This is a genomic window from Oceanimonas sp. MB9 (assembly GCF_011319775.1).
Taxonomy (GTDB): domain Bacteria; phylum Pseudomonadota; class Gammaproteobacteria; order Enterobacterales; family Aeromonadaceae; genus Oceanimonas; species Oceanimonas doudoroffii.
This window is the reverse complement of the sequence record NZ_VFBE01000005.1, coordinates 1,077,679-1,097,212: the sequence shown is the minus strand read 5'-3', so window position 1 is coordinate 1,097,212 and position 19,534 is coordinate 1,077,679. Positions and strand designations below refer to the sequence as shown.

The window sequence follows — 19,534 nt, the reverse complement described above, 5'->3', positions numbered from 1 at the left end:
CTGCTCGTATTGTTACCGGGTCTTCGCACTGAAATGGAGATGTAAAGTGCCGAGACTGACCCCCTTTGTTCCTTCTGCCCTGACCCTGGCCATGGCGGCCACCCTGCCGGCCCAGGCCGAGGAAAATACAGAATCCGTTTACACCCTGGCCCCCGTGCTGGTGACTTCCAGCTTTCGGGAAGACACCCTGCAGGACACCGCCGCCAGCGTGAGCGTGATCGATGAAGCCGAGCTCGACAAGCCAAACACCAACCACCTGGAAGACGTGTTGGCCAAGGCCCCCAACGTCAACCTGAGTGCCGGTGCATCCCGGGGCAAGTTTTACCAGATCCGTGGTGTGGGCGAGCGCAGCCAGTTTATTGGGGTGGTCAACCCTTCGGTGGGCGTGGTGGTGGACGGCATCGACATGAGCGCCATGACCACGGGCGCCACCCTGCTGGATGCCAGTCAGGTTGAAGTGCTGCGCGGCCCGCAGGGCAGCCTGTATGGCGCCAACGCCCTGGCCGGGCTGATTAACGTGCGTGCCAACGAGCCCACCGATACACCGGAAGGCAATGTGGAGCTGACCCTGGGGGAATACAACACCCGCAACCTGAGTGCGGCCGTGGGTGGCCCCATCAATGACAAGGTAGGTTATCGCATTGCGGCCCAGCGCAACCTGAGCGACGGCTTTATTACCAATGATTATTTAAACGCCGACAATACCAACAACATTGATGAAACCCTGCTGCGCACCAAGTTTCGCATTGCCGCCAGCGACGATCTGGATCTGGATCTGACCGCGTTTTACGCCAATATCGACAACGGCTACGATGCCTTCTCCCTCGACAACAGCCGCCATACCCTGTCGGACAACCCGGGCCATGATCGCCAGGAAACCATTGCCCTGTCGGGCAAGGCCAGCTGGTATGGCGTTGAAGCCTTTATTCTGGAAACCGCCCTGGCGGTGAACAAGAGCAACCTGGAATACGGCTATGATGTGGACTGGGCCAACCCCGGCCTCGGTGGCTACAGTGCCACCGACAACTACCAGCGGGACGAGCGCGGCGCCACCGCCGATATTCGCTTTATCTCCACCGAGCAGTCCGCTCTGTTCAATGGCCGCACCGACTGGACCGGCGGAGTCTATTTCTTTCACCGCAGCTCGGATCTGACCCGTCGTTACACCTTCGCCCCACAACACTTCACCAGCGAATATGAAGCCAACCGGGTGGCCACCTATGGCGAGCTGGAAACGGCCCTTACCGACCAGCTGACCCTGATCAACGGCCTGCGGGTAGAGCAGGATCGCACTCAATACCGTGACAGCGACAACAATGGCAGCGATCCTGTCGATCTGCTCTGGGGCGGCCGGGTGGCACTGGAATACCAGGCCGACGCCAGTAGCATGTATTACGCCCTGATCTCCCGGGGCTACAAGGTGGGCGGCTATAACGCCACCGGCGATCTGCCCGCCGAGCTGCGCGATTTTGAGGCCGAAACCCTGTGGAACTACGAACTTGGCGCCAAGCATAGCCTGCTGGACAATCGCCTTAACACTCAGCTGGCCCTGTTCTTTCAGCAGCGGGATGACGCTCAGATCAGCGCCTATCGCAACGTAAGGCGTGCCAATGGCTCCACCGACTACATCGATTACACTGCCAACGCCGAGCGGGCTTACAGCTATGGCCTGGAAGCCCAGGCCCAGTGGCAGGCCAGTGCCGATCTGGACATCTACGGCAGCCTGGGCCTGCTGGACACTCGCCTGAAAGAGGCCGATGCCAGCTTTGATGGCCGCGAAGCCGCCCATGCGCCGGAATATCAGTTTGCCCTGGGCGCCAATCTCGATCTCGGCAATGGCTGGTTCTCGGGGCTGGATGTGGAAGGCAAGGACGCGTTCTACTTCTCCGACAGCCACGATGCCCGTTCCGATGCCTACGCCCTGCTGCATGCCCGCCTGGGCTACCAGCAGGATAACTGGAGCATCACCCTGTGGGGCCGCAACCTCACCGACGAAGACTACGCCGTGCGCGGCTTTCAGTTCGGCAACGATCCGCGCAAGGGCTACGCCACCGAAGACTACATTCAGTTGGGCGCGCCACGCATGTTTGGCGTGACCACCCGCTTTATGTTTTAACCCCCAGCCAGGGATACCGGGTGGCAACCGTCACCCGGTCAATACCCGGTCATTTCCAGATAGCCTTCCCCGAGTGGCGCACCGCTGACGGCGTTGCTGACGCTGACCGCCCCTTCCCAGTAGGACACCGACGTGTTCATCCAACGGTTGGCATGGTAGGCACTGACGTTCATGACGAGGTCTTGCACCGGCAGTGTTAGTCGCCAGCGCACCGGCAGCCGCCGGCCGGCAACCTCGGCACTGGCCAGCGGCGTAAGGGTTAATGTCTCGGCATTGAGCGGGGTTACCTCGCCGGTGGGTGTCATCCAGCTGCCGGACACATAATTACCGTGGTGGTCGCCTCCGCCGCGCAGGCGAAAGGCCATCAGCTTGTGGCCGCTGTCCAGGTGCAGGGAAAACCAGTCCCAGCCGGTCTGACGCTCACTCAACAACTGGCTGCTCCATTCCCGATCCAGCCAGGCCTGCCCGCTGACCGTCAGCCGCTCATCGTTCAACCATACCTCACCGCTCACCCGGTAAAAGGGCTGACTGTAATACATGGAGCCCTGACCATCGTCCGACTTTTGGCTGAAGCCGTGAATGCCATGGCTTACCAGCGGGCCGCTGGCCTGCAGCGCCAGCGTATAACCAAAGCGGCCCTGCTCATCCTCGGCTTCGGCCGAGAGTCGCAGCCGGTCCAGCTCGTTCCCGGTGGTGCTCAGGCTGGTCAGCTGCCAGTTATCCAGCCAGGCACGAAAAGGAGCCGCAATGACCCCGGCCTGCCCGGCCCGGCTCACTTGGCCGCCTCGGGCAAAGCGCTCGGCCACTCTGTGCTGCCCGCCTCGGGACAGCGCCATATGCGCCATCCAGATCTGCTCCACCGCCCAGGGGGCGGCGGACGGTGTTTCCGCGGTGTCGGGCCGTTGAGCCTGACGAAACAGGGTCCACTGCAGCCCCAGGGGCTCGCCTTGCCGGTCTTTCAGGTTGGCGGTGAGATACCACCACTCAATGCGAAAGTCGGCGTGCGGGCCGTGATCCTCGGGAAAGTTCAGGGTCATGCCGGCGTGAGCCTGGGTATAGCCTTCACCTGCGGCTCCCAGGCCGGCAAAGCCGCTGTGCTCATTGTTATGGCGGGTATCGCAGGCACTCGGCAAACACAAAAGGAGTAATACGCGAAGCAGGGTGATCATGGGTATTCATCCTCCGCCAGCAGGGCGCGGGGTGGCGTGCGAAAGAGTTTGAGCATGGGCAGGGCCGCCGCCAACAGCGCCACCAGCACGGCAAGGGCCAGGGTCAGGCCCATTTCACCCGGAAACACATGCAGCGGCAGCCGCCAGCCAAAGGCCGCCACATTAATGCCCCACACCAGGCAGGCGGTCACCGCCACGCCCAGGGGAACGGCCAACAGGCCGGTGGCCAGCGCCATGCCGGCGAGCTGTGCCAGCTGAATGGCCACTAACCGCCGCCGTGACACTCCCAACGCCCAGAGTACGGCCATGGCACGACGCCGTGCCCCGGCCTGGGCCAGCAGGGTGGCCAGCAGCGCCAGCGCCGCTACCGCCAGGGTCAGGGCATTCAACGCCCGCGTAATGGCAAAGGTTCGCTCAAAAATGACGGTGGCCCCGGCCTTCACCTCCCGCTGATCCTGCAGCTGTTGCTCCCCCAGATTAAAGCGCTGGCGCAGCGCCTGCCTGAGTGAACCGGCACTGATACCGGGCGACAGTACCACCCCCATGGCCGTTGGCGGCACCTCGAACAAAAGTTGCACCCGAGCCGTGGTCAGCACCAGTTCGCCCCTGGGGTTGCCATAATCCGGGTAGATGCCCGCCACGGTGATCACCTGGGCTCCGCCGGGAGTGACCAGGCTCAACCGGTCTCCCGGTGCAATCCCTTCCCGCCGGGCCAGTTGCTCGTTGATAAAGGCCTCACCGCGGCGAAGTGCTTGCCATGCCGCGTCGCGCTCACTCAAGGAGGCCAGCAGCGGCCAGCGCGCCACCAGCTCGGGGGCCGGCGTAATGCCGAACACGGCCACGGTCAGGCTCAAACGGCGCGCCGTGGCAGTTGAGGTGATCTCAAGCAGTTCGGCCTCGGCACTGACGGTGGTCAGCCGCGCCTGTACCTCAGGGCGCCGGCCCAGCCAGGCGTGTATTTCTTCGAACTGCGCCGGCGGCGGCCTAAGGTACAAGTCCGCCATCAACCGCCGCTCTAGCCAGTCGAGAAAGGTCAGCCGAAAACCACCAACCATGCTGCTTACCCCCAGGTTGGCGGTCAGGGCAATCAGCAGCGCCATCATGGCCAGCGACAATCGGGGCAGTTGCAGCTGCATGTCCGCCAGGGCCCATTGCATGAGTGGCCGCGGTCGCGCCCAGGGTAATAGCAGCACCAACAGCCGGGCCAGCAACGGCGGCAAACAGAGTGCCGCAGCCAGCAGCAGGGCCGCCACCAGGCCAAACCCGGCGAGCAGTCCCTCGCCGGCGGGGGAGCCCCACAGCACAAGCCCGCATACCAGTGCCAGCAGGGCGGCCATCACACCCAGCCGCGCCTGCCAGCGCAGTTGTCGCTCAAACCCACTGCGCCATGCCTGCGCCTGACCCAACCCCAGTAGCGGAAGGCGGCTCGCCCGCCAGAGCACGCCGCCGGCAGCCACCACCAGGCCGCCCAGGGTCACGCCCATGCCCCCCAGCCAGTAATGCCAGGGCAGGTTAAGGCTGGCACTCACTTTTGCGCCATACAGACTTTGCAGGGTGGCGGCCACGTCGGGCAGCAGGGCTTTGGCCAGCCAGACTCCGCTGATCAGCCCCGCCGAGGCGCCAATCAGCCCAATCCCCAGCAACTCGAGCACCAGCAAGGCCAGCAGGGTAAGGGCCGGCACGCCCAGGGCACGCAGGGTGCGCAACAGTGCCAGGCGCTGCTCCAGCGCCAGTCCCAGCGCCACCTGCACAATAAACAAACCGACGATCAGTGCCAGCAGCGCCATGGCGGTGAGGTTTAAGTGAAAGCTTTCGGTCAGCTCACCCGGGCCGGCCCGGGTCATTCTCATAAAGCCCGCAGGGGCAGCCTGCTCCTTATCAATAAGCAGTGCGGTGATACCATCATTGGCCTGCAGCAATTGGGCGGCGACGGCAATATCCATCACCAGGGTTTGGGGAGGCAACGCGAAGGCTTCCACCAGGGGAGGCAGCAAAGTGCCGTCCTGCAGCCGAGGGGAATCGCCCAGTTGCGCGCGCGTGTCCGGCGCCAGCCGCACCTGCCAGGGCGGCTGAATAAAATCCCGCAAGCTTCCGCTCGTGTCGGCCAGCGCGCTATTGGCCGGCAAGGTCAGCGGATCAATGCCCACCAGGGTAATCCTCGCACCGCCGGCGATGTCCCGCTTTCCTTGCAGCAGGGGCGAAACCGGCACGCCGGCCCGGCGCAGCACCACAAAATCGCGGTAGGTGAGCGGCTGGCCATCCTCGCGCACCAGCCAAACGACGCCACTGCCCAGCCAGGCCTCGGCCCGGCCATAGCTCTCCCGTGCCGAGGCGTTAATGGCCTGCACTCCGCTCCACAACGCCCCTGCGACCCAAAGCCCGAGCAGCAGCATCGCCAACTGCCCCGGATGACGGCGGTAGTGGGATAACAGGGTTGCCAGGACCACTCGCATCATGGTGTAGGACGTTCGGGCAACAACCGGCCGTGATGCAGGATTAAGCAGGCATCCAGCGGGGCGGCAACCCTGGGGCTGTGGGTCACCATCAGCAGGCTGCTGCCGCTTTCGGCCACCAGCTCCAGCAGCAGGCCAAGCACGGTATCGGCGGTGGTTTCATCCAGGTTGCCGGTAGGCTCATCGGCCAGCAACAAGGCCGGCCGCGGTGCCAGCGCGCGGCCAATGGCCAGCCGCTGCTGCAGACCACCGGAGAGCTGCTCGGGGTAATAATGTTGATGCTTCACCAGCCCCAGCCGCTCCAGCAACCGGGCGGTCCAGCGTGAATCTTCCCGCCCCGCCAGCCGGGCCTGCAGCAGCAGGTTGTCGGCCACATTCAGGCTTGGAACCAGGTGAAACTGCTGAAATACCAGACCAAGGGTATGGCGCCTTAACGTTGCCCTGCCCGTTTCGCTCAGCCCGGCCAACGACGTGCCGCCGATCAACACCTCCCCGCGCTCGGGCAAGTCCAGCCCTGCCGCCAGGTGCAGCAGGGTAGACTTGCCGCTGCCCGACTCCCCCATCAGCGCCAGGCTTTCACCGGCAGCCAGCCGCAGATCCACTCCCGACAGCACATACTGCGGTCCCTGAGGAGTGGAATAGCTTTTGTGAACCTGACGAAACTCGAGCATGACGGCCTCCTGGAGGTTCCCGGCCTGGGCTAACACTAGGATAGCGCCATGAGGTGGTCGAGGTCAGGTTGCCGCCCCTTCACGTTCACGGCCGGGAGTCGTTGTGCGCTTACCGGTCTGGATCAGCACCACTCCGCCCAGGATCAGCCCCAGTGCCAGCAGCAGGCCTGCAGTGATGCTTTCTCCCACCGCGGCCCCAATGATCACCGCCACCACAGGAGCAATGTAGGTGGCCACGGATGCCCGCACCGAGCCAAGCCTCTCGATGATCAGGTAATAGATAAAAAAGGCGCCACCGGTGCCCAGCATGCCCAGGCCAATCACGGTGCCCAGCAGTGCATGCATGTCGGTTGCGATGGCAGCCATGCCGTCAACGTCTGTCAGTACGACCAGGGTCAACAGCGCCAGCCCCGTTTGCCAGGTCGCCAGTGCCAGCGAGGGCAATTTCAACGGCAACAAAAACCGCTGGGCATACACAAAGGACATCCCCAGGCTCAGAGTGCCCGCCAGCATCCAGAGCACGCCGAGCACATCTGCCCCGGCAGCGCCTTGCCACGGCCTTGCACTTAGCACTATGCCCACAAAGCCGAGCACCATGCCCACCGTCATGCGAGGGGTTGGGCGATCCTCACGCAGAAACAGGAATGCACAGATAAAGGTAAACATGGGTATTGAGCCGCTCAGCAGCCCGGCGATGCTGGACGGCAACCGGGCCGTGCCGGCCACAAAACCGTAATAGTAAAACGTTGTGGCCAGCACCGACATCACGGCAAAATGCGGCAGGTGGCGTAGCTGACGCCGTGTCAGGACCCCGGTTCGCCACGCCACCAGGGCCAGCGGCAGAAAACCGAAAAGCACCCGCAATAATACCGTTTGTGTGGGCGAAACCAGCTCCGTGGCCCACTTCATAAAAATAAAGTTCGAACCCCAGATAATCCCGAGTGCAATGAGTGCCGCATAGATGCGCAACATGTCTGATCTCCTTTAAATGGCAATGACGCCCACCGGTGACCATGCATCCCCGTTTTACTGGTGCTGCGCATGCGCCGACCGGTCAGGACTTCCGCCATTATGACCAAGGCCGACACTGGTTTCGCGTGATATAAAAACGTGCCAGACTGTAGAAAATCTACAGGTAAATGCCATGACGCCATCTCGCCGCGGCTTGCCACCGCTAAATGCCATGCGCGCCTTTGAGGTCGCAGGCCGCAGACTGACCTTTCGTGCCGCCGCCGACGAACTCGGGGTCACCCAGGGCGCCGTTGCCCAGCAGGTACGCGCCCTGGAAGAGCACCTGGGCCTGACACTCTTTCGGCGGCTGCCCAGAGGCCTGGCCCTGACCCCGCAGGGAACCGCCTACCTGGCGGAGCTGACCCGCGCCTTTGATCTGCTTGCTGAGGCCACGGGGCGGCTTTATGACGCGCCGGCGGCGGTCACGATCAGCGTCACCCCCACCTTCGCGGCCAAACTGTTGATCCCTCGTCTAGCCGCACTGAACGCCGCCCTGCCCGAGGTGGAGCTGCGCACGATCGCCACCGAGACCATCTCCGATTTTGACCGCGATCAGGTGGACATGGCAGTGCGCCTGACCCGCCCGCCCTTTCCCGCCGCGCAGGAAGCAAAACTGCTGTTCCGCCAAGAGCTGGTGGCGGTCGCCAACCCGCTGCTGGTAAAGGGACTGTCACTGCCACTCACGGCAAAACAACTGGCCGGGCTACCACTGTTGCATGACGCCCACAACCACTGGCCTGCGTGGCTGCAAACCGGCAAAACGCTGCCCGGCGCCGTGTTCAGCCAGACCACGCTGGCCCTGGATGCGGCCATGGCCGGCCAGGGCGTTGCCCTGGTCTGCCGGGCCTTTGTGGCGGCTGATCTGGCGGCCGGCCGGTTGGTACAGGTGACGGAAGAAAGCCGTGAAACGGACTCAGACTACTTTCTGGTACGTAAGCGTTCCCCTTCCCACGGCAAGGCAGCGGAAGCGGTATGGGACTGGTGCCTGAACCGCTTTGGCTGAGACTGCGGTAGCGCGATTAACAGGCAATTACTGCGTCGTGGTAAAAACACGAGCGAGCCGCCTGTGCTCCCGGCCATACCCGAGCCGGTTAATCTCAACCACAACAGCATACAGACGACAACGATCTACCCGACCACACGAAAGCCGTGCACAGGTTTTAACAGATGTCGGAAGTTCAGCTTCTTGAATGAGAAACGTAAAGAGAAGAAAAATTAGAAAGATTCTTAATGAGGATTGGAGGTGGCGCCCGCCAGCCACATCCCGGCACTCGAAGCTCCTCGCCGTGGCTGCTCCCTTCCGGGCCTGACCAGGTAGACAAGGTTTCGATGCGAGAGGACCAACGGGGCCACCATCGAAGCGCCGCCAGTCTAGCAAAATGCCGTTTCAATGCAACCATCGCTGAACCGACTGCGGATTTATTGGCCGTTTATGGCCATTAATGCGCAGTCACGGTACCTCGTTGTGGCTGCTTCACTTCCTGACCTGACGCTTGTGTATTGGCTCAAAACGGAAAGAACAGCGGCACCAGAACCAGCACCCCGGCGCTGTAGAGCAGGCTGATCGGCAGGCCGGTCTTGATGTAGTCCATCACCCGGTAGCGGCCCGGCGAATACACCATCAAATGGGTCTGATAACCAAAGGGCACCATAAAGCAGGCACTGGCACCAAACGCCACCGCCATGATAAAGGGCATGGGATCGGCGCCAAAGCCTTGCGCGGTAGACAGCCCAATGGGAAAGGCCAAGGCCGCGGCGGCATTGTTGGTCACGGTTTCGGTCAGCAGCAGGGTGATGAGATACACCCCCACAAAGGCCCCCACTACGCCATAGCCGTTGAAAAAGCCGCGCATGGCGTCGGCCACCAGTTGGGCGGCCCCGGAGCTTTCCAGGGCCCTGGCCACGGTCAGCGCCGAGCCGATCACCATCATCAGCTCAAAGGGAAAGCGCCGACGCAGCTCCGACACCGTGAGGATGCGGGTCAGCAGCAGCGCCGCCAGCAGCAACAACAGACCGTTCAGCAGCGGCACCAGCCCCAGTGCCGCCAGGCCGATCACCACACCAAAGCCGCCAAAGGCAAACAGGCTCTGGCGCACGCTCAGCTTTGGCCGTTGCAGGCTATTGCTGAGCAGGTGAAAATTGCGGTCCAGGTTGCGGTGCTGCTTGAAGTCCGGGCCTACCGCCAGCAGCAGGCTGTCGCCAACCCGGAGCGGAATTTTGCCCAGGGTGCCATAAAGCCGTCGGCCGCCCCGGCGAATGCCCACCACACCGGCGTTGAACATGGTGCGAAAGTCCACTTCCTGCAGGGTACGGTTGGCCAGCTCCGACTCATTGGACACCACCACTTCCACCAGGTTGGAGGCCAGCAGCCGGTCTACCCCGTTGCCAAACAGCTGCAGGCCGGCAAACTGCTGCAACGCCTGCACCTTTTCCACCTCGCCGGTAAACACCAGCACGTCGTCGGCCTCCAGCACTTCGTCCGGTGACACCGGGCTGATCAACCGATCGTTGCGGGCAATTTCCAACAGAAACAGACCATTGAGCCGGCGCAGGCCGTTATCTTCAATGCTGTGGCCAATGAGCGGTGAGCCGCCTTCCAGTCGCGCTTCCAGAAAATAGGGCTGGGTGCTTTCTTCGCCCTGCATCTGGTGCGCGGGCAGAAAGCGCCGGCTGAACAGCAGGCCCAACAGGCACAGCAAGGCCACCGGCAGCCCCACCAGGGTAAACTGGAACATGCCCAGTGCCGGCAGGCCGGCATTCACCACAAAGGAATTCACCACCAGATTGGTGGAGGTGCCCACCAGGGTGGTAATGCCCCCCAGAATGGAGGCGAACGACAGCGGGATCAGCAGACGCGAAGCGGGAATATGACGCTGGCGGGAGATCACACCAAGCAGCGATCCCACCACGGCGGTGTTGTTGAGAAAGGCCGAGAGCCCGGCGGTCAGTCCCATCAGCCTCAGGCTGGCGCGCCATTCCCGGCCCCGCAGCAGGGCGTCGGACAAGCGTTCCAGCAAGGGGGAACGCTCCAGTGCCAGCGACACCAGCATCAGCACCAGCAAGGTGATCAGTGCCGGGTTGGAAAAGCTCGACAGCATGGCCTGCTCGTCCACCACGCCGACAATCACGTAGCCTACGGCCCAACCGCTGAACAATACCGCCGGTGATATTCGGCCATGAACCAGCAGCACCAGCAGGGCGCCAATCGATGCTAATACCAAATATGCTGACATATATAACCACTCGCTCTTTAGCAGGGCTACCATTGTACGCATATATCAAATAGACTGGATACATGAAGTATCTATAACATTTTGTTATTAGTATAATCCAAAGGCGAGAACAGTATCACTATGAATCTGACGCACCTGCAACGGCTGGAAGCCGAAAGTATCCACATCATGCGGGAAGTGGTGGCCGAGGCCGACAACCCCGTCATGCTCTACTCCATCGGCAAGGACAGCGCCGTGATGCTGCACCTGGCCATGAAGGCCTTCTATCCTTCGGTTCCGCCCTTTCCCCTGTTGCACGTGGACACCCGCTGGAAGTTCCGCGAAATGTACGAGTTCCGCGATCACATGGCCAAGAAGCTGGGCATGGAGCTGCTGGTGCACATCAACCCGGAAGCCATCGAGAAGGACATCAACCCCTTCACCCACGGCTCCGCCATTCATACCGATATCACCAAGACCGAGGGCCTGAAGCAGGCGCTCGACAAGTACGGTTTTGACGCCGCTTTTGGCGGCGCCCGCCGCGACGAGGAAAAGTCCCGCGCCAAGGAGCGTATCTTCTCCTTCCGTACCGCCCAGCACCGCTGGGACCCCAAAAACCAGCGCCCCGAGCTGTGGAAGCAGTACAACACCCGCAAGCTCAAGGGCGAGTCCATTCGCGTGTTCCCGCTGTCCAACTGGACCGAGCTCGACATCTGGCAATACATTCACCTGGAGAACATTCCCATCGTGCCGCTGTATTACGCCGCCAAGCGCCCGGTGGTGGAGCGTGACGGCACCCTGATCATGGTGGACGACGAGCGCATGCCGCTGAAGGAAGGCGAAGTGCCGATGATGAAAAACGTGCGCTTCCGTACCCTCGGCTGCTACCCGCTCACCGGCGCGGTGGAGTCCGAGGCCGACACCCTGCCCGCCATCATTCAGGAAATGCTGCTGACCAAAACCTCGGAGCGTCAGGGCCGCATGATCGACCACGACTCCGCCGCATCCATGGAAAAGAAAAAACAAGAGGGCTACTTCTGATGGCGCACCAATCCGATCTTATCGCTTCCGATATCGAGCAATATCTGCAACAGCACGAGCAGAAGAGCCTGCTGCGCTTTATCACCTGCGGCAGCGTGGACGATGGCAAGAGCACCCTGATTGGTCGCCTGCTGTTTGAATCCAAAATGCTGTTTGAAGATCAGCTCGCCGCCATGGAGGCGGACTCCAAAAAATACGGCACTCAAGGGGAAGACATCGACTTTGCGCTGCTGGTGGACGGCCTGGCCGCCGAACGCGAGCAGGGCATCACCATCGACGTGGCCTACCGTTTCTTCTCCACCGACAAGCGCAAGTTTATCGTGGCCGACACCCCCGGACACGAGCAGTACACCCGCAACATGGTGACCGGCGCCTCTACCGCCGATGCCGCCATTCTGATGGTGGATGCGCGCAAGGGCATTCTCACCCAGACCCGCCGCCACAGCTACCTGATGTCGCTGCTGGGCATTCGCCAGGTGGTGGTGGCCATCAACAAGATGGATCTGGTGGATTACTCGGAAGCCACCTTTAACCAGATCAAGGAAGACTACGCCCAGTTTGCCGCCCAGCTCAACCTGGACAACATCACCTACATTCCCATGTCGGCGTTCAAGGGCGACAACATCGTCGAGCCCAGTCAGAACATGACCTGGTACCACGGCACCACCCTGATGGGCTACCTGGAAACCGTGGAAGTGGACGACACCCGCATGCAGCGCGCGCCCTTCCGCCTGCCGGTGCAGTGGGTCAACCGCCCCAACCTGGACTTCCGTGGCTTTGCCGGCACCGTGGCCAGTGGCGTGGTCAAACCCGGTGATCGCATTCGGGTGCTGCCGTCCGGCAAGGAAAGCACCGTGGATCGCATCGTGGTGCACGGTGGCGATCTGGCGCAGGCCGTCGCCGGCCAGTCGGTGACCCTGACCCTGAAGGACGAAATCGATATCTCCCGGGGGGATGTGATCTCCACCGCCGAGGCGCCGGTGGAAACCGCCGATCAGTTTGAATCCACCCTGGTGTGGATGCACGAAGACGCCCTGCTGCCCGGCCGCCCCTACCTGCTGAAGATCGGCACCAAAACCGTGACCGCCTCGGTGACCGACATCAAGTACCAGGTGAACGTCAACACCCTGGAGCACGTGGCCGCCAAGAAGCTGGATCTGAACGGCATTGCGGTGTGCAACCTCAGCCTGGATCGCGCCATCGCCTTTGACGACTACCAGAGCAACAAGGACACCGGCGGCTTTATCCTGATTGACCGACTCAGCAACAACACCGTCGCCGCCGGCATGCTGCACTTCTCGCTGCGCCGCAGCCAGAACATTCACATGCAACACGTGGACGTGAACAAGGAAGCGCGAGCACTCGCCAAAAACCAGAAGCCGTCGGTGCTGTGGTTTACCGGCCTGTCCGGCGCCGGCAAGTCCACCATCGCCAACCTGGTGGAGAAAAAGCTGCACGCGCAAGGCAACCACACCTACCTGCTGGACGGCGACAACGTGCGCCACGGCCTGAATAAAGACCTGGGCTTTACCGACGCCGACCGGGTGGAGAACATTCGCCGGGTGGCGGAAGTGTCGAAGCTGATGGTGGATGCCGGCCTGATTGTGCTCACCGCCTTTATCTCACCGTTCCGTGCCGAGCGCCGCCTGGCCCGGGAGCTGCTGGAAGACGGTGAATTCATCGAAGTGCACGTGGACACCCCGCTCAACGTGGCGGAAGAGCGTGATGTGAAGGGGCTGTACAAGAAGGCCCGCCGCGGCGAGCTGAAGAACTTCACCGGCATCGACTCCGCCTACGAGCAGCCGGAGAACCCGGAAATTCGCCTCGACACCACGGCGCTGAGTGCCGGCGAAGCGGCGGATGCGGTCATCGAACTGCTGAAGGAAAAAGGCATTATCGAGGGCGGTGACTGGTCTATCTGACCCCAGCCCTGCTGAACGCAAAAGGCCGGCTCATTGAGCCGGCCTTTTTATTTGCTGAGGAGCTTCGTTTCTTTGGCGTCCCGACCTTCGCTCGGGTAAGCCAATCAGTTTTGTTAATGCTCCACTACATAGTGTCCTGCCAGTTACGCGTCGGCTTCCGCCTTGGCCAGCAACTGGTTCCAGTAATTGAACACCAGCTTTTGATCGTCGTCGTTGAGTTCGCCGCTCAGAATGGCCTGGTTCAGGCTGGTTTTTACCCGTGCCTTGACGTCGCGCACATGGTTGCGCCCGGCCAGTTCGCTCTGGGCTACCGCCAGGGTGATGTGGCCGCGCAGGTAACCGCCGGCGAAGAGCTGATCGTTGGTGGCGACCGCCACCTTGCCGTCGATCTCGTTCAGCAGCCGTTGTTCAAATTCAAAAATATTCATTCATTTGCCTCGTATTCCGGGTTTGCCACCCGTACCAGCACTTCATCATGGTAGCCAGTGATCACCCGCATCAGGCCGCCCAGTTCGCGGTCCAGTTCGGGATCATTGGTGTCGACTCGCAGCGGGCGCCCGTTCAGAGAGCTGAGCTTGGACTTGGTCGCCAGCAGCCAGATATTGTCGCGCCCCACGGCGTTAATCACCGCCGGGCTGAGCTGCTGATTGCCCCGGCCAAACACATGGCCCTGGCCCCCGATCAGGGTGATCACCAGCTTGCAGTTTCTGTCCCTGATGTGTTCATACAGGCCCTGGGCATCCAGATCCGAGGCGATTAACCGTTTTTGATAAACCAGATCCACCCCCAGCAGGGTGTTGGGCAGGCCCAGCCGCTCCATCACCGCCGCCACCGTGCTGCCCGAGCCCATGATGAAGTAGCAATCGTCCTCTTCCTCCATGCGCTCAATCACCTCGTCGGCAATGTCGGTAAGCACCAGCTCCGCCGACTCCTTGCCGGCCACCTTGACCGCCTGCACATAGCTGAGCTCGCCAGGAATGAGCATTTCACCGTAACGACGGGCGCGCACTTTACCTTCACGAAAGGCGGTTTCGTCGATATCCATCACGTCCGCTTCCATCAGGCTCACCGGCTCGCCGCGCACCAGCTTGGCCAGCAGCCGGCCGGTGCCGGCGGGGGTGACGCCATAAACCCCGGAATGAATCTTGACCCCGGCGGGAATGCCGAGCACGCACAGACCCTTCGGCGCCACGGCGCAAATATCCCGGGCGGTGCCGTCGCCACCGGCAAACAGCAGCAAATCCACGCCCTGCTCCACCAGGCTGACCACGGCGGCCCGCGTGTCGTCGGCGGTGGTGGGATGGCCCGGCTGGTGGCTGACCTCAAAGGGCAGCGCCAGCTCCCGGCACAACTGCTCGCCCATGTCGCCCGCCACGGTGTAGATGCAAAAGCGATCTTTCAGTTCACGCAGCTCGGCCAGGGCCAGGCCACTGCGCAGCTGGGCGCGGGGCTCGGCGCCCCGCGCCAGGGCTTCGGCGGCCATACCATCACTGCCCTTGAGGGCAACGCTGCCCCCGAGGCCTGCCAGGGGGTTGATGATTAGTCCGATTCTGAACATCACGGCTCCTCAAACAAAGTCGGCGGCGGTCAGGGGGGAGCGCCGGTAATGACGCTGCAGCTCGGCCATAAAACGCTGCGCCCGGGCCGGAAATCCGGCTTCAAGGTAATGCAGCGCCTGCTTTCGTACCTTGCTTCGAAAGGCATGGCGATCCGGCTCCACCGTGCCCTCGAGGTTGTCACAACTCACGTTAAAGGTGAACCCGCAACTGAGCGACAACGCCCATTCAATGGCCTGAGGCTTGACTTCCACCGCCTCAAACGCAGCCTGGGCCTCGGCATCGCGGCCGTCAGGATGATACCAGTAGCCATAATCTACCTGTTGCCGCCGGGCCTCGCCCGCCAGCAGCCAATGAGCCACTTCATGCAGGGCACTGGCAAAGAAGCCGTGGGCAAACACAATGCGGTGGTGCGCCACCACGTCGTCGGCGGGCAGATAGATGGGCTCATCCTTCCCCAGCTCAAGCCGCGTGTTATGAGTGTCGAAGAAGGTGTGATCAAACAGGGAGATCAGCTCCCGGTAGCAAAACGACATAAACAGATAAAGAAACGGCCCTTCACAGGGCCGCTATTCTACCCGCTGGCTGCGGGCACACAAGGGGCATGGCTGTGACGCCGGTTTTATTTCAGCTGCGGCGTACCGGTGTGCACGCCGGCATTCTGGGCCCGGTGCATCAGCAGGTGATCGAGCAGCACAATGGCCATCATGGCCTCGGCAATGGGCACAGCGCGAATGCCCACGCACGGGTCGTGGCGGCCCCGGGTAACCATTTCGGTGGGGTTGCCGTCCTTGTCGATGGTCTTGCCCGGCACCATGATGCTGGAGGTAGGCTTGAGCGCGATGCTGGCGACAATGTCCTGGCCACTGGAAATGCCACCCAGAATGCCACCGGCATGGTTGCTGGCAAAGCCCTGCGGAGTCATTTCGTCCCGGTGCTCGGAGCCCTTCTGCTCCACCACGTCAAAGCCGTCACCGATTTCCACGCCCTTGACCGCGTTGATGCCCATCAGCGCATGGGCAATATCGGCGTCGAGCCGGTCAAAGACCGGCTCGCCCAGGCCCACGGGCACGCCGGTGGCGACCACCTGAATTTTGGCGCCGATGGAGTTGCCTTCCTTTTTCAGGTCACGCATGTATTCGTCCAGCGCTTCCAGCTTGCCGGCGTCGGCAAAAAAGAAGGGGTTGGTTTCGATAATGTCCTGGTCAAAAGCCTCGGCCTTGATCGGGCCAAGCTGGGTCAGGTGGGCATAGATGGACACACCGAGCTGGGCCAGCACCTTTTTGGCGATAGCGCCGGCGGCCACCCGCATGGCGGTTTCCCGCGCAGAAGAGCGACCACCACCGCGGTAGTCGCGAATGCCGTATTTCTGATGATAGGTGTAATCGGCGTGGCCCGGACGGAACAGATCCTTGATGGCGGAATAGTCCTTGGAGCGCTGATCGGTGTTCTCGATGATAAGGCCGATGGAGGTGCCTGTGGTCTGGCCTTCAAACACGCCGCTAAGAATTTTGACCTCGTCCGCTTCCCGCCGCTGGGTGGTAAAGCGGGAGGTGCCGGGCTTGCGCCGATCGAGGTCCTGCTGCAGATCCGCTTCGGACAATGCCACACCCGGGGGCACGCCGTCGACCACGGCGCCCAAGGCCAGGCCGTGGCTCTCGCCGAAGGTAGAGACGCGAAAGAGGGTACCTATACTGTTCCCTGCCATGAATGTTTCCTTGACTGTAAATGGTTAAAACTGGTCTTTGTGCGGCAGCAGATCCCGCCGGCTGATCACGAACACGCCATGGCCGCCGTGCTCGAACTCCACCCAGGACAGGGGCAGCTCGGGAAAGGCGTTTTCCATGTGAATTTGGCTGTTGCCCACTTCCACCACCAGCACGCCGTCGTCGGTGAGGTAATCACAGGCCTGAGCCAGCATGCGGCGAGTAAAGTCGAGGCCATCAAAGCCGGACGCCAGCGCCAGCTCCGGCTCGTGCAGAAACTCCTCGGGCAGATCGCTCATGTCCTCTTCGTCCACGTAGGGCGGGTTGGCCACGATCAGATCGTACTTGTCGCCGGCCGGCAGCGCCGAAAACAGATCCGACTCGATGGGAATGACCTGCTGCTCCAGACCGTGGTTCTGAATGTTGATCTCGGCCACGTCGAGGGCGTCGCGAGAGATGTCGAGGGCATCCACTTCCGCCTCGGGAAAGGCGTGGGCCAGGGCAATGGCGATGCAACCGGAGCCGGTGCACATGTCCATGATGCGGGCCGGTTCATGGGCCAGCCAGGGTGAAAAGCGAGTGTCGATAAGCTCCGCAATGGGCGAACGTGGAATCAGCACCCGCTCGTCCACATAAAACTCGTAACCGGCAAACCAGGCGGTGTTGGTGAGATAAGGCGTGGGCAAACGCTCTTCCACCCGGCGGCGAATGGCCTCGAGCAACACACGGCGCTCGGCAGGCACCAGGCGGGCATCCCGCGCCTGGGGAGGACAGTCGAGAGGCAGATGCAGCAGCGGCAGCACCAGTTGCACGGCGTCATCCCAGGCGTTGTCGGTGCCGTGACCATAAAACAGGCCGGCCTGCTGAAAGCGGCTGGCGGCAAAGCGCAGCCAGTCACCCATGGTGTGCAGCTCGTTGAGTGCCTCGTCGTTAAAAAGCGTGTCCAAATCCCCTCCGCCTCGCTAAAATGGCTGTTTTTCAAGTGACAAAAGCGAACATGACCGCCTCATCCCCTCCCGAAGACGACGATAAAACGCTGTTTATGGAAGCGGTGCGCGGTGTCCGTAAATTGAAGCAGGATACCATAAGTCCGCTCCGGGCGCCGGTCAAGGTGAAAGCGACCCGGGCGATGGCCCGCAAAGACAGGGCCGAAGCCCATCCGTTTTCCGACCTGTATGAACCCTGGCTGGATCAGGACGGCCCCACCCGCTTTCGCGCCGACGACACCTCGGCCTTTGAGCTGAAGCGGCTGCGCCGAGGCGATTATGCGCCCGAGCTGTTTCTCGACCTGCATGGCCTGACCCAGGAAGAAGCCAAACAGGAGCTCTCTGCACTGCTGCTGGCGGCCCGGCGCAACCACATCGACTGTGTGTCGATCATGCACGGCCATGGCAAGCACATTCTCAAGCAGCGCCTGCCCATGTGGCTGGCCCAGCACCCTCAGGTGCTGGCGTTTCATCAGGCGACCAAGGAATGGGGTGGCGATGCCGCCCTGCTGGTGCTGCTGAAAACCGAGCAATAAAACGCAACAAGGCCGGGCGAGAGCCCGGCCTTGTTAAAGGGTTATATCACGCCGCGATCAGGCCGCGGGCTGGGGTGCATTCAGCTGGCCGATAAGACGGTTGATTTCACTTACCGTCTTGCGGTGACGGTCATCGGCCTGCTCGGGCATGATCAGCATGCCCTTGGCGTAACTGTAGGCGCCGCGGCCGTGAATGTAGAGCCTTCCCTTGAAAAAGGTTTTTACATACTTGGCAATCAACAAAGGCTGATATTTGTTAAATATGCGCATTTTCCACCTCAGTTTTATCTTCTGTGCTCGTATTGTTATTGATTGAGATTCAGCCCATAAAACCGCATAGCGGCGTGGGCCGCGAATAGTGAGGCCGCACGTTGTGAGGTCCTTCAAGCCAGTTAAACAAACCACCCTGCCCCTTGTGCAGGGTTACCCTGGCCATGCCCGCCGTAACAAAAATCGGCGCCATGGTGCCCGGACACAGGCTTTCCACCAGGTAGCCAACCAAGGGCATGTGACTGACCACCAGCAGGTTACTGTCTTTCTCCAGCTCACCGTAGGCCAGCAGCAGGCTGGCGGTGATGTCGGCATCGGCATTGGGCAGCAGCTCGTCGCAATATTCCACCCGGCTGCCGGTAATAAAACGGGACAACTGTTGCCAGGTTTGCTTACTACGCAGATAAGGACTCACCAGCACCCGGTCAAAAGCCGGCACCTGGGGTGCCAGCCACTGCGCCATCAGACAGACTTCCTCACATCCCTGCTCGGTTAGTGGCCGCAGTGCATCTGTCGACGCCTGTGGCGCAGCCTGCCCATGACGCATGATAAAGACGTTCATCTCCACCTCACCTTCAGGCGAACCCGCCCTGTAAAAACGGCGGGCATCATACCCCTGCGACGTATTGTGCTCAAGGATCCAGCTCACCATTTGAACAGTCGCCTGAGTCCTTGCACTGGTCGCTGCCTTTATAACATATATAGAACATTTCGATCACATAAATCATTCATGTTTAAGGCTGGGGCCCGCCGGTTTAACCAGCGGCCTTATAATGCCGACGGCAGGTGACGCTTTCATGACGGCGCTTCAAGGGCAAAAAAAACTGGCCAGCAGGCCAGTATGAAAGAGTGAACAGAAACCAGAATCCCAGATCACCCCGGTGA

17 protein-coding genes and 1 other RNA gene are annotated in these 19,534 nt (G+C 61.6%); 5 read left to right on the top strand and 13 right to left on the bottom strand.

Features of this window, described 5'->3' with window-relative positions:
• The first annotated feature begins 46 nt into the window (after positions 1–46).
• Positions 47–2,116, top strand: coding sequence for a TonB-dependent receptor plug domain-containing protein (locus OJHNALOF_RS08420; RefSeq protein ID WP_165661724.1), 2,070 nt, complete (start codon positions 47–49; stop codon positions 2,114–2,116).
• A 38-nt stretch (positions 2,117–2,154) separates the two neighbouring features.
• On the opposite strand, the gene OJHNALOF_RS08415 is transcribed toward OJHNALOF_RS08420, so the two are convergent.
• From OJHNALOF_RS08415 to OJHNALOF_RS08400, 4 genes are all read right to left on the bottom strand, one after another.
• Positions 2,155–3,285, bottom strand: a complete 1,131-nt coding sequence (locus tag OJHNALOF_RS08415; RefSeq protein WP_165661723.1) for a lipocalin-like domain-containing protein — start codon at positions 3,283–3,285, stop codon at positions 2,155–2,157.
• Positions 3,282–5,741, bottom strand: coding sequence for an ABC transporter permease (locus tag OJHNALOF_RS08410; RefSeq protein ID WP_206063589.1), 2,460 nt, complete (start codon positions 5,739–5,741; stop codon positions 3,282–3,284). Before OJHNALOF_RS08410 ends, OJHNALOF_RS08415 begins: the two co-directional genes overlap by 4 nt.
• The gene (locus OJHNALOF_RS08405; RefSeq protein ID WP_165661722.1) at positions 5,738–6,409 is read right to left on the bottom strand and encodes an ABC transporter ATP-binding protein; all 672 of its coding nucleotides are present in this window, start codon (positions 6,407–6,409) and stop codon (positions 5,738–5,740) included. The genes OJHNALOF_RS08410 and OJHNALOF_RS08405 overlap by 4 nt, the downstream gene beginning before the upstream one ends.
• 63 nt (positions 6,410–6,472) lie before the next feature.
• Complete coding sequence (locus OJHNALOF_RS08400; RefSeq protein WP_094199532.1) at positions 6,473–7,381, bottom strand: DMT family transporter; 909 nt, start codon at positions 7,379–7,381, stop codon at positions 6,473–6,475.
• A 172-nt stretch (positions 7,382–7,553) separates the two neighbouring features.
• Here OJHNALOF_RS08400 and OJHNALOF_RS08395 point away from each other — a divergent pair, with 172 nt between their 5' ends.
• Positions 7,554–8,423 (top strand): LysR substrate-binding domain-containing protein, encoded by an 870-nt coding sequence (locus OJHNALOF_RS08395; protein WP_165661721.1) that lies wholly within the window; start codon positions 7,554–7,556, stop codon positions 8,421–8,423.
• A 245-nt stretch (positions 8,424–8,668) separates the two neighbouring features.
• Here the strand turns inward: OJHNALOF_RS08395 and ffs are convergent.
• Positions 8,669–8,766: signal recognition particle sRNA small type (gene ffs / locus OJHNALOF_RS08390), an RNA gene on the bottom strand.
• A gap of 159 nt (positions 8,767–8,925) precedes the next feature.
• Positions 8,926–10,653 (bottom strand): SLC13 family permease, encoded by a 1,728-nt coding sequence (locus OJHNALOF_RS08385; protein WP_165661720.1) that lies wholly within the window; start codon positions 10,651–10,653, stop codon positions 8,926–8,928.
• Between the two features lie 114 nt (positions 10,654–10,767).
• On the opposite strand from OJHNALOF_RS08385, the gene cysD reads away from it, so the two are divergent.
• Positions 10,768–11,673: a sulfate adenylyltransferase subunit CysD gene (gene cysD, locus OJHNALOF_RS08380; protein WP_211284196.1), complete on the top strand. Its 906-nt coding sequence runs from the start codon at positions 10,768–10,770 to the stop codon at positions 11,671–11,673.
• Positions 11,673–13,595, top strand: a complete 1,923-nt coding sequence (gene cysN / locus OJHNALOF_RS08375) for a sulfate adenylyltransferase subunit CysN (RefSeq protein WP_165661719.1) — start codon at positions 11,673–11,675, stop codon at positions 13,593–13,595. Before cysD ends, cysN begins: the two co-directional genes overlap by 1 nt.
• Positions 13,596–13,738: 143 nt before the next feature.
• Here the strand turns inward: cysN and OJHNALOF_RS08370 are convergent, their stop codons facing one another.
• The 5 genes from OJHNALOF_RS08370 to prmB form a co-directional block, all read right to left on the bottom strand.
• A complete protein-coding gene (locus tag OJHNALOF_RS08370) occupies positions 13,739–14,023 on the bottom strand; it encodes a YfcL family protein (RefSeq protein ID WP_094199537.1) in 285 nt (94 codons plus the stop codon).
• The gene (locus OJHNALOF_RS08365; protein ID WP_165661718.1) at positions 14,020–15,153 is read right to left on the bottom strand and encodes an ATP-NAD kinase family protein; all 1,134 of its coding nucleotides are present in this window, start codon (positions 15,151–15,153) and stop codon (positions 14,020–14,022) included. Before OJHNALOF_RS08365 ends, OJHNALOF_RS08370 begins: the two co-directional genes overlap by 4 nt.
• A gap of 9 nt (positions 15,154–15,162) precedes the next feature.
• Positions 15,163–15,687, bottom strand: a complete 525-nt coding sequence (locus OJHNALOF_RS08360) for an elongation factor P hydroxylase (protein ID WP_165661717.1) — start codon at positions 15,685–15,687, stop codon at positions 15,163–15,165.
• An 86-nt stretch (positions 15,688–15,773) separates the two neighbouring features.
• Complete coding sequence (gene aroC / locus OJHNALOF_RS08355) at positions 15,774–16,859, bottom strand: chorismate synthase (protein ID WP_165661716.1); 1,086 nt, start codon at positions 16,857–16,859, stop codon at positions 15,774–15,776.
• Positions 16,860–16,883: 24 nt separating this feature from the next.
• Positions 16,884–17,804, bottom strand: a complete 921-nt coding sequence (prmB, locus tag OJHNALOF_RS08350; RefSeq protein ID WP_094199541.1) for a 50S ribosomal protein L3 N(5)-glutamine methyltransferase — start codon at positions 17,802–17,804, stop codon at positions 16,884–16,886.
• Positions 17,805–17,854: 50 nt separating this feature from the next.
• Here prmB and smrB point away from each other — a divergent pair, with 50 nt between their 5' ends.
• Positions 17,855–18,379 carry an endonuclease SmrB gene (smrB, locus tag OJHNALOF_RS08345; protein ID WP_094199542.1) on the top strand — a complete coding sequence of 175 codons (525 nt, stop codon included), beginning with the start codon at positions 17,855–17,857 and terminating at the stop codon, positions 18,377–18,379.
• Positions 18,380–18,436: 57 nt separating this feature from the next.
• Here the strand turns inward: smrB and OJHNALOF_RS08340 are convergent, their stop codons facing one another.
• Together OJHNALOF_RS08340 and sixA are read right to left on the bottom strand one after the other, a co-directional pair.
• Entirely contained in the window at positions 18,437–18,649 is a 213-nt protein-coding gene (locus tag OJHNALOF_RS08340; protein ID WP_094199543.1) for a DUF1107 domain-containing protein, read from the bottom strand.
• A 49-nt stretch (positions 18,650–18,698) separates the two neighbouring features.
• A complete protein-coding gene (sixA, locus tag OJHNALOF_RS08335) occupies positions 18,699–19,211 on the bottom strand; it encodes a phosphohistidine phosphatase SixA (protein WP_165661715.1) in 513 nt (170 codons plus the stop codon).
• Between the last annotated feature and the right edge of the window lie 323 nt (positions 19,212–19,534).

Excerpts from the sequence above, each read along its gene's own strand:
- OJHNALOF_RS08415 (WP_165661723.1), bottom strand. The coding sequence starts at position 3,285 with ATGATCACCCTGCTTCGCGTATTACTCCTTTTGTGTTTGCCGAGTGCC.
- OJHNALOF_RS08410 (WP_206063589.1), bottom strand. The coding sequence starts at position 5,741 with ATGATGCGAGTGGTCCTGGCAACCCTGTTATCCCACTACCGCCGTCAT.
- OJHNALOF_RS08405 (WP_165661722.1), bottom strand. The coding sequence starts at position 6,409 with ATGCTCGAGTTTCGTCAGGTTCACAAAAGCTATTCCACTCCTCAGGGA.
- OJHNALOF_RS08400 (WP_094199532.1), bottom strand. The coding sequence starts at position 7,381 with ATGTTGCGCATCTATGCGGCACTCATTGCACTCGGGATTATCTGGGGT.
- OJHNALOF_RS08395 (WP_165661721.1), top strand. The coding sequence starts at position 7,554 with ATGACGCCATCTCGCCGCGGCTTGCCACCGCTAAATGCCATGCGCGCC.
- OJHNALOF_RS08385 (WP_165661720.1), bottom strand. The coding sequence starts at position 10,653 with ATGTCAGCATATTTGGTATTAGCATCGATTGGCGCCCTGCTGGTGCTG.
- cysN (WP_165661719.1), top strand. The coding sequence starts at position 11,673 with ATGGCGCACCAATCCGATCTTATCGCTTCCGATATCGAGCAATATCTG.
- OJHNALOF_RS08370 (WP_094199537.1), bottom strand. The coding sequence starts at position 14,023 with ATGAATATTTTTGAATTTGAACAACGGCTGCTGAACGAGATCGACGGC.
- OJHNALOF_RS08365 (WP_165661718.1), bottom strand. The coding sequence starts at position 15,153 with ATGTTCAGAATCGGACTAATCATCAACCCCCTGGCAGGCCTCGGGGGC.
- OJHNALOF_RS08360 (WP_165661717.1), bottom strand. The coding sequence starts at position 15,687 with ATGTCGTTTTGCTACCGGGAGCTGATCTCCCTGTTTGATCACACCTTC.
- aroC (WP_165661716.1), bottom strand. The coding sequence starts at position 16,859 with ATGGCAGGGAACAGTATAGGTACCCTCTTTCGCGTCTCTACCTTCGGC.
- smrB (WP_094199542.1), top strand. The coding sequence starts at position 17,855 with ATGACCGCCTCATCCCCTCCCGAAGACGACGATAAAACGCTGTTTATG.
- OJHNALOF_RS08340 (WP_094199543.1), bottom strand. The coding sequence starts at position 18,649 with ATGCGCATATTTAACAAATATCAGCCTTTGTTGATTGCCAAGTATGTA.
- sixA (WP_165661715.1), bottom strand. The coding sequence starts at position 19,211 with ATGAACGTCTTTATCATGCGTCATGGGCAGGCTGCGCCACAGGCGTCG.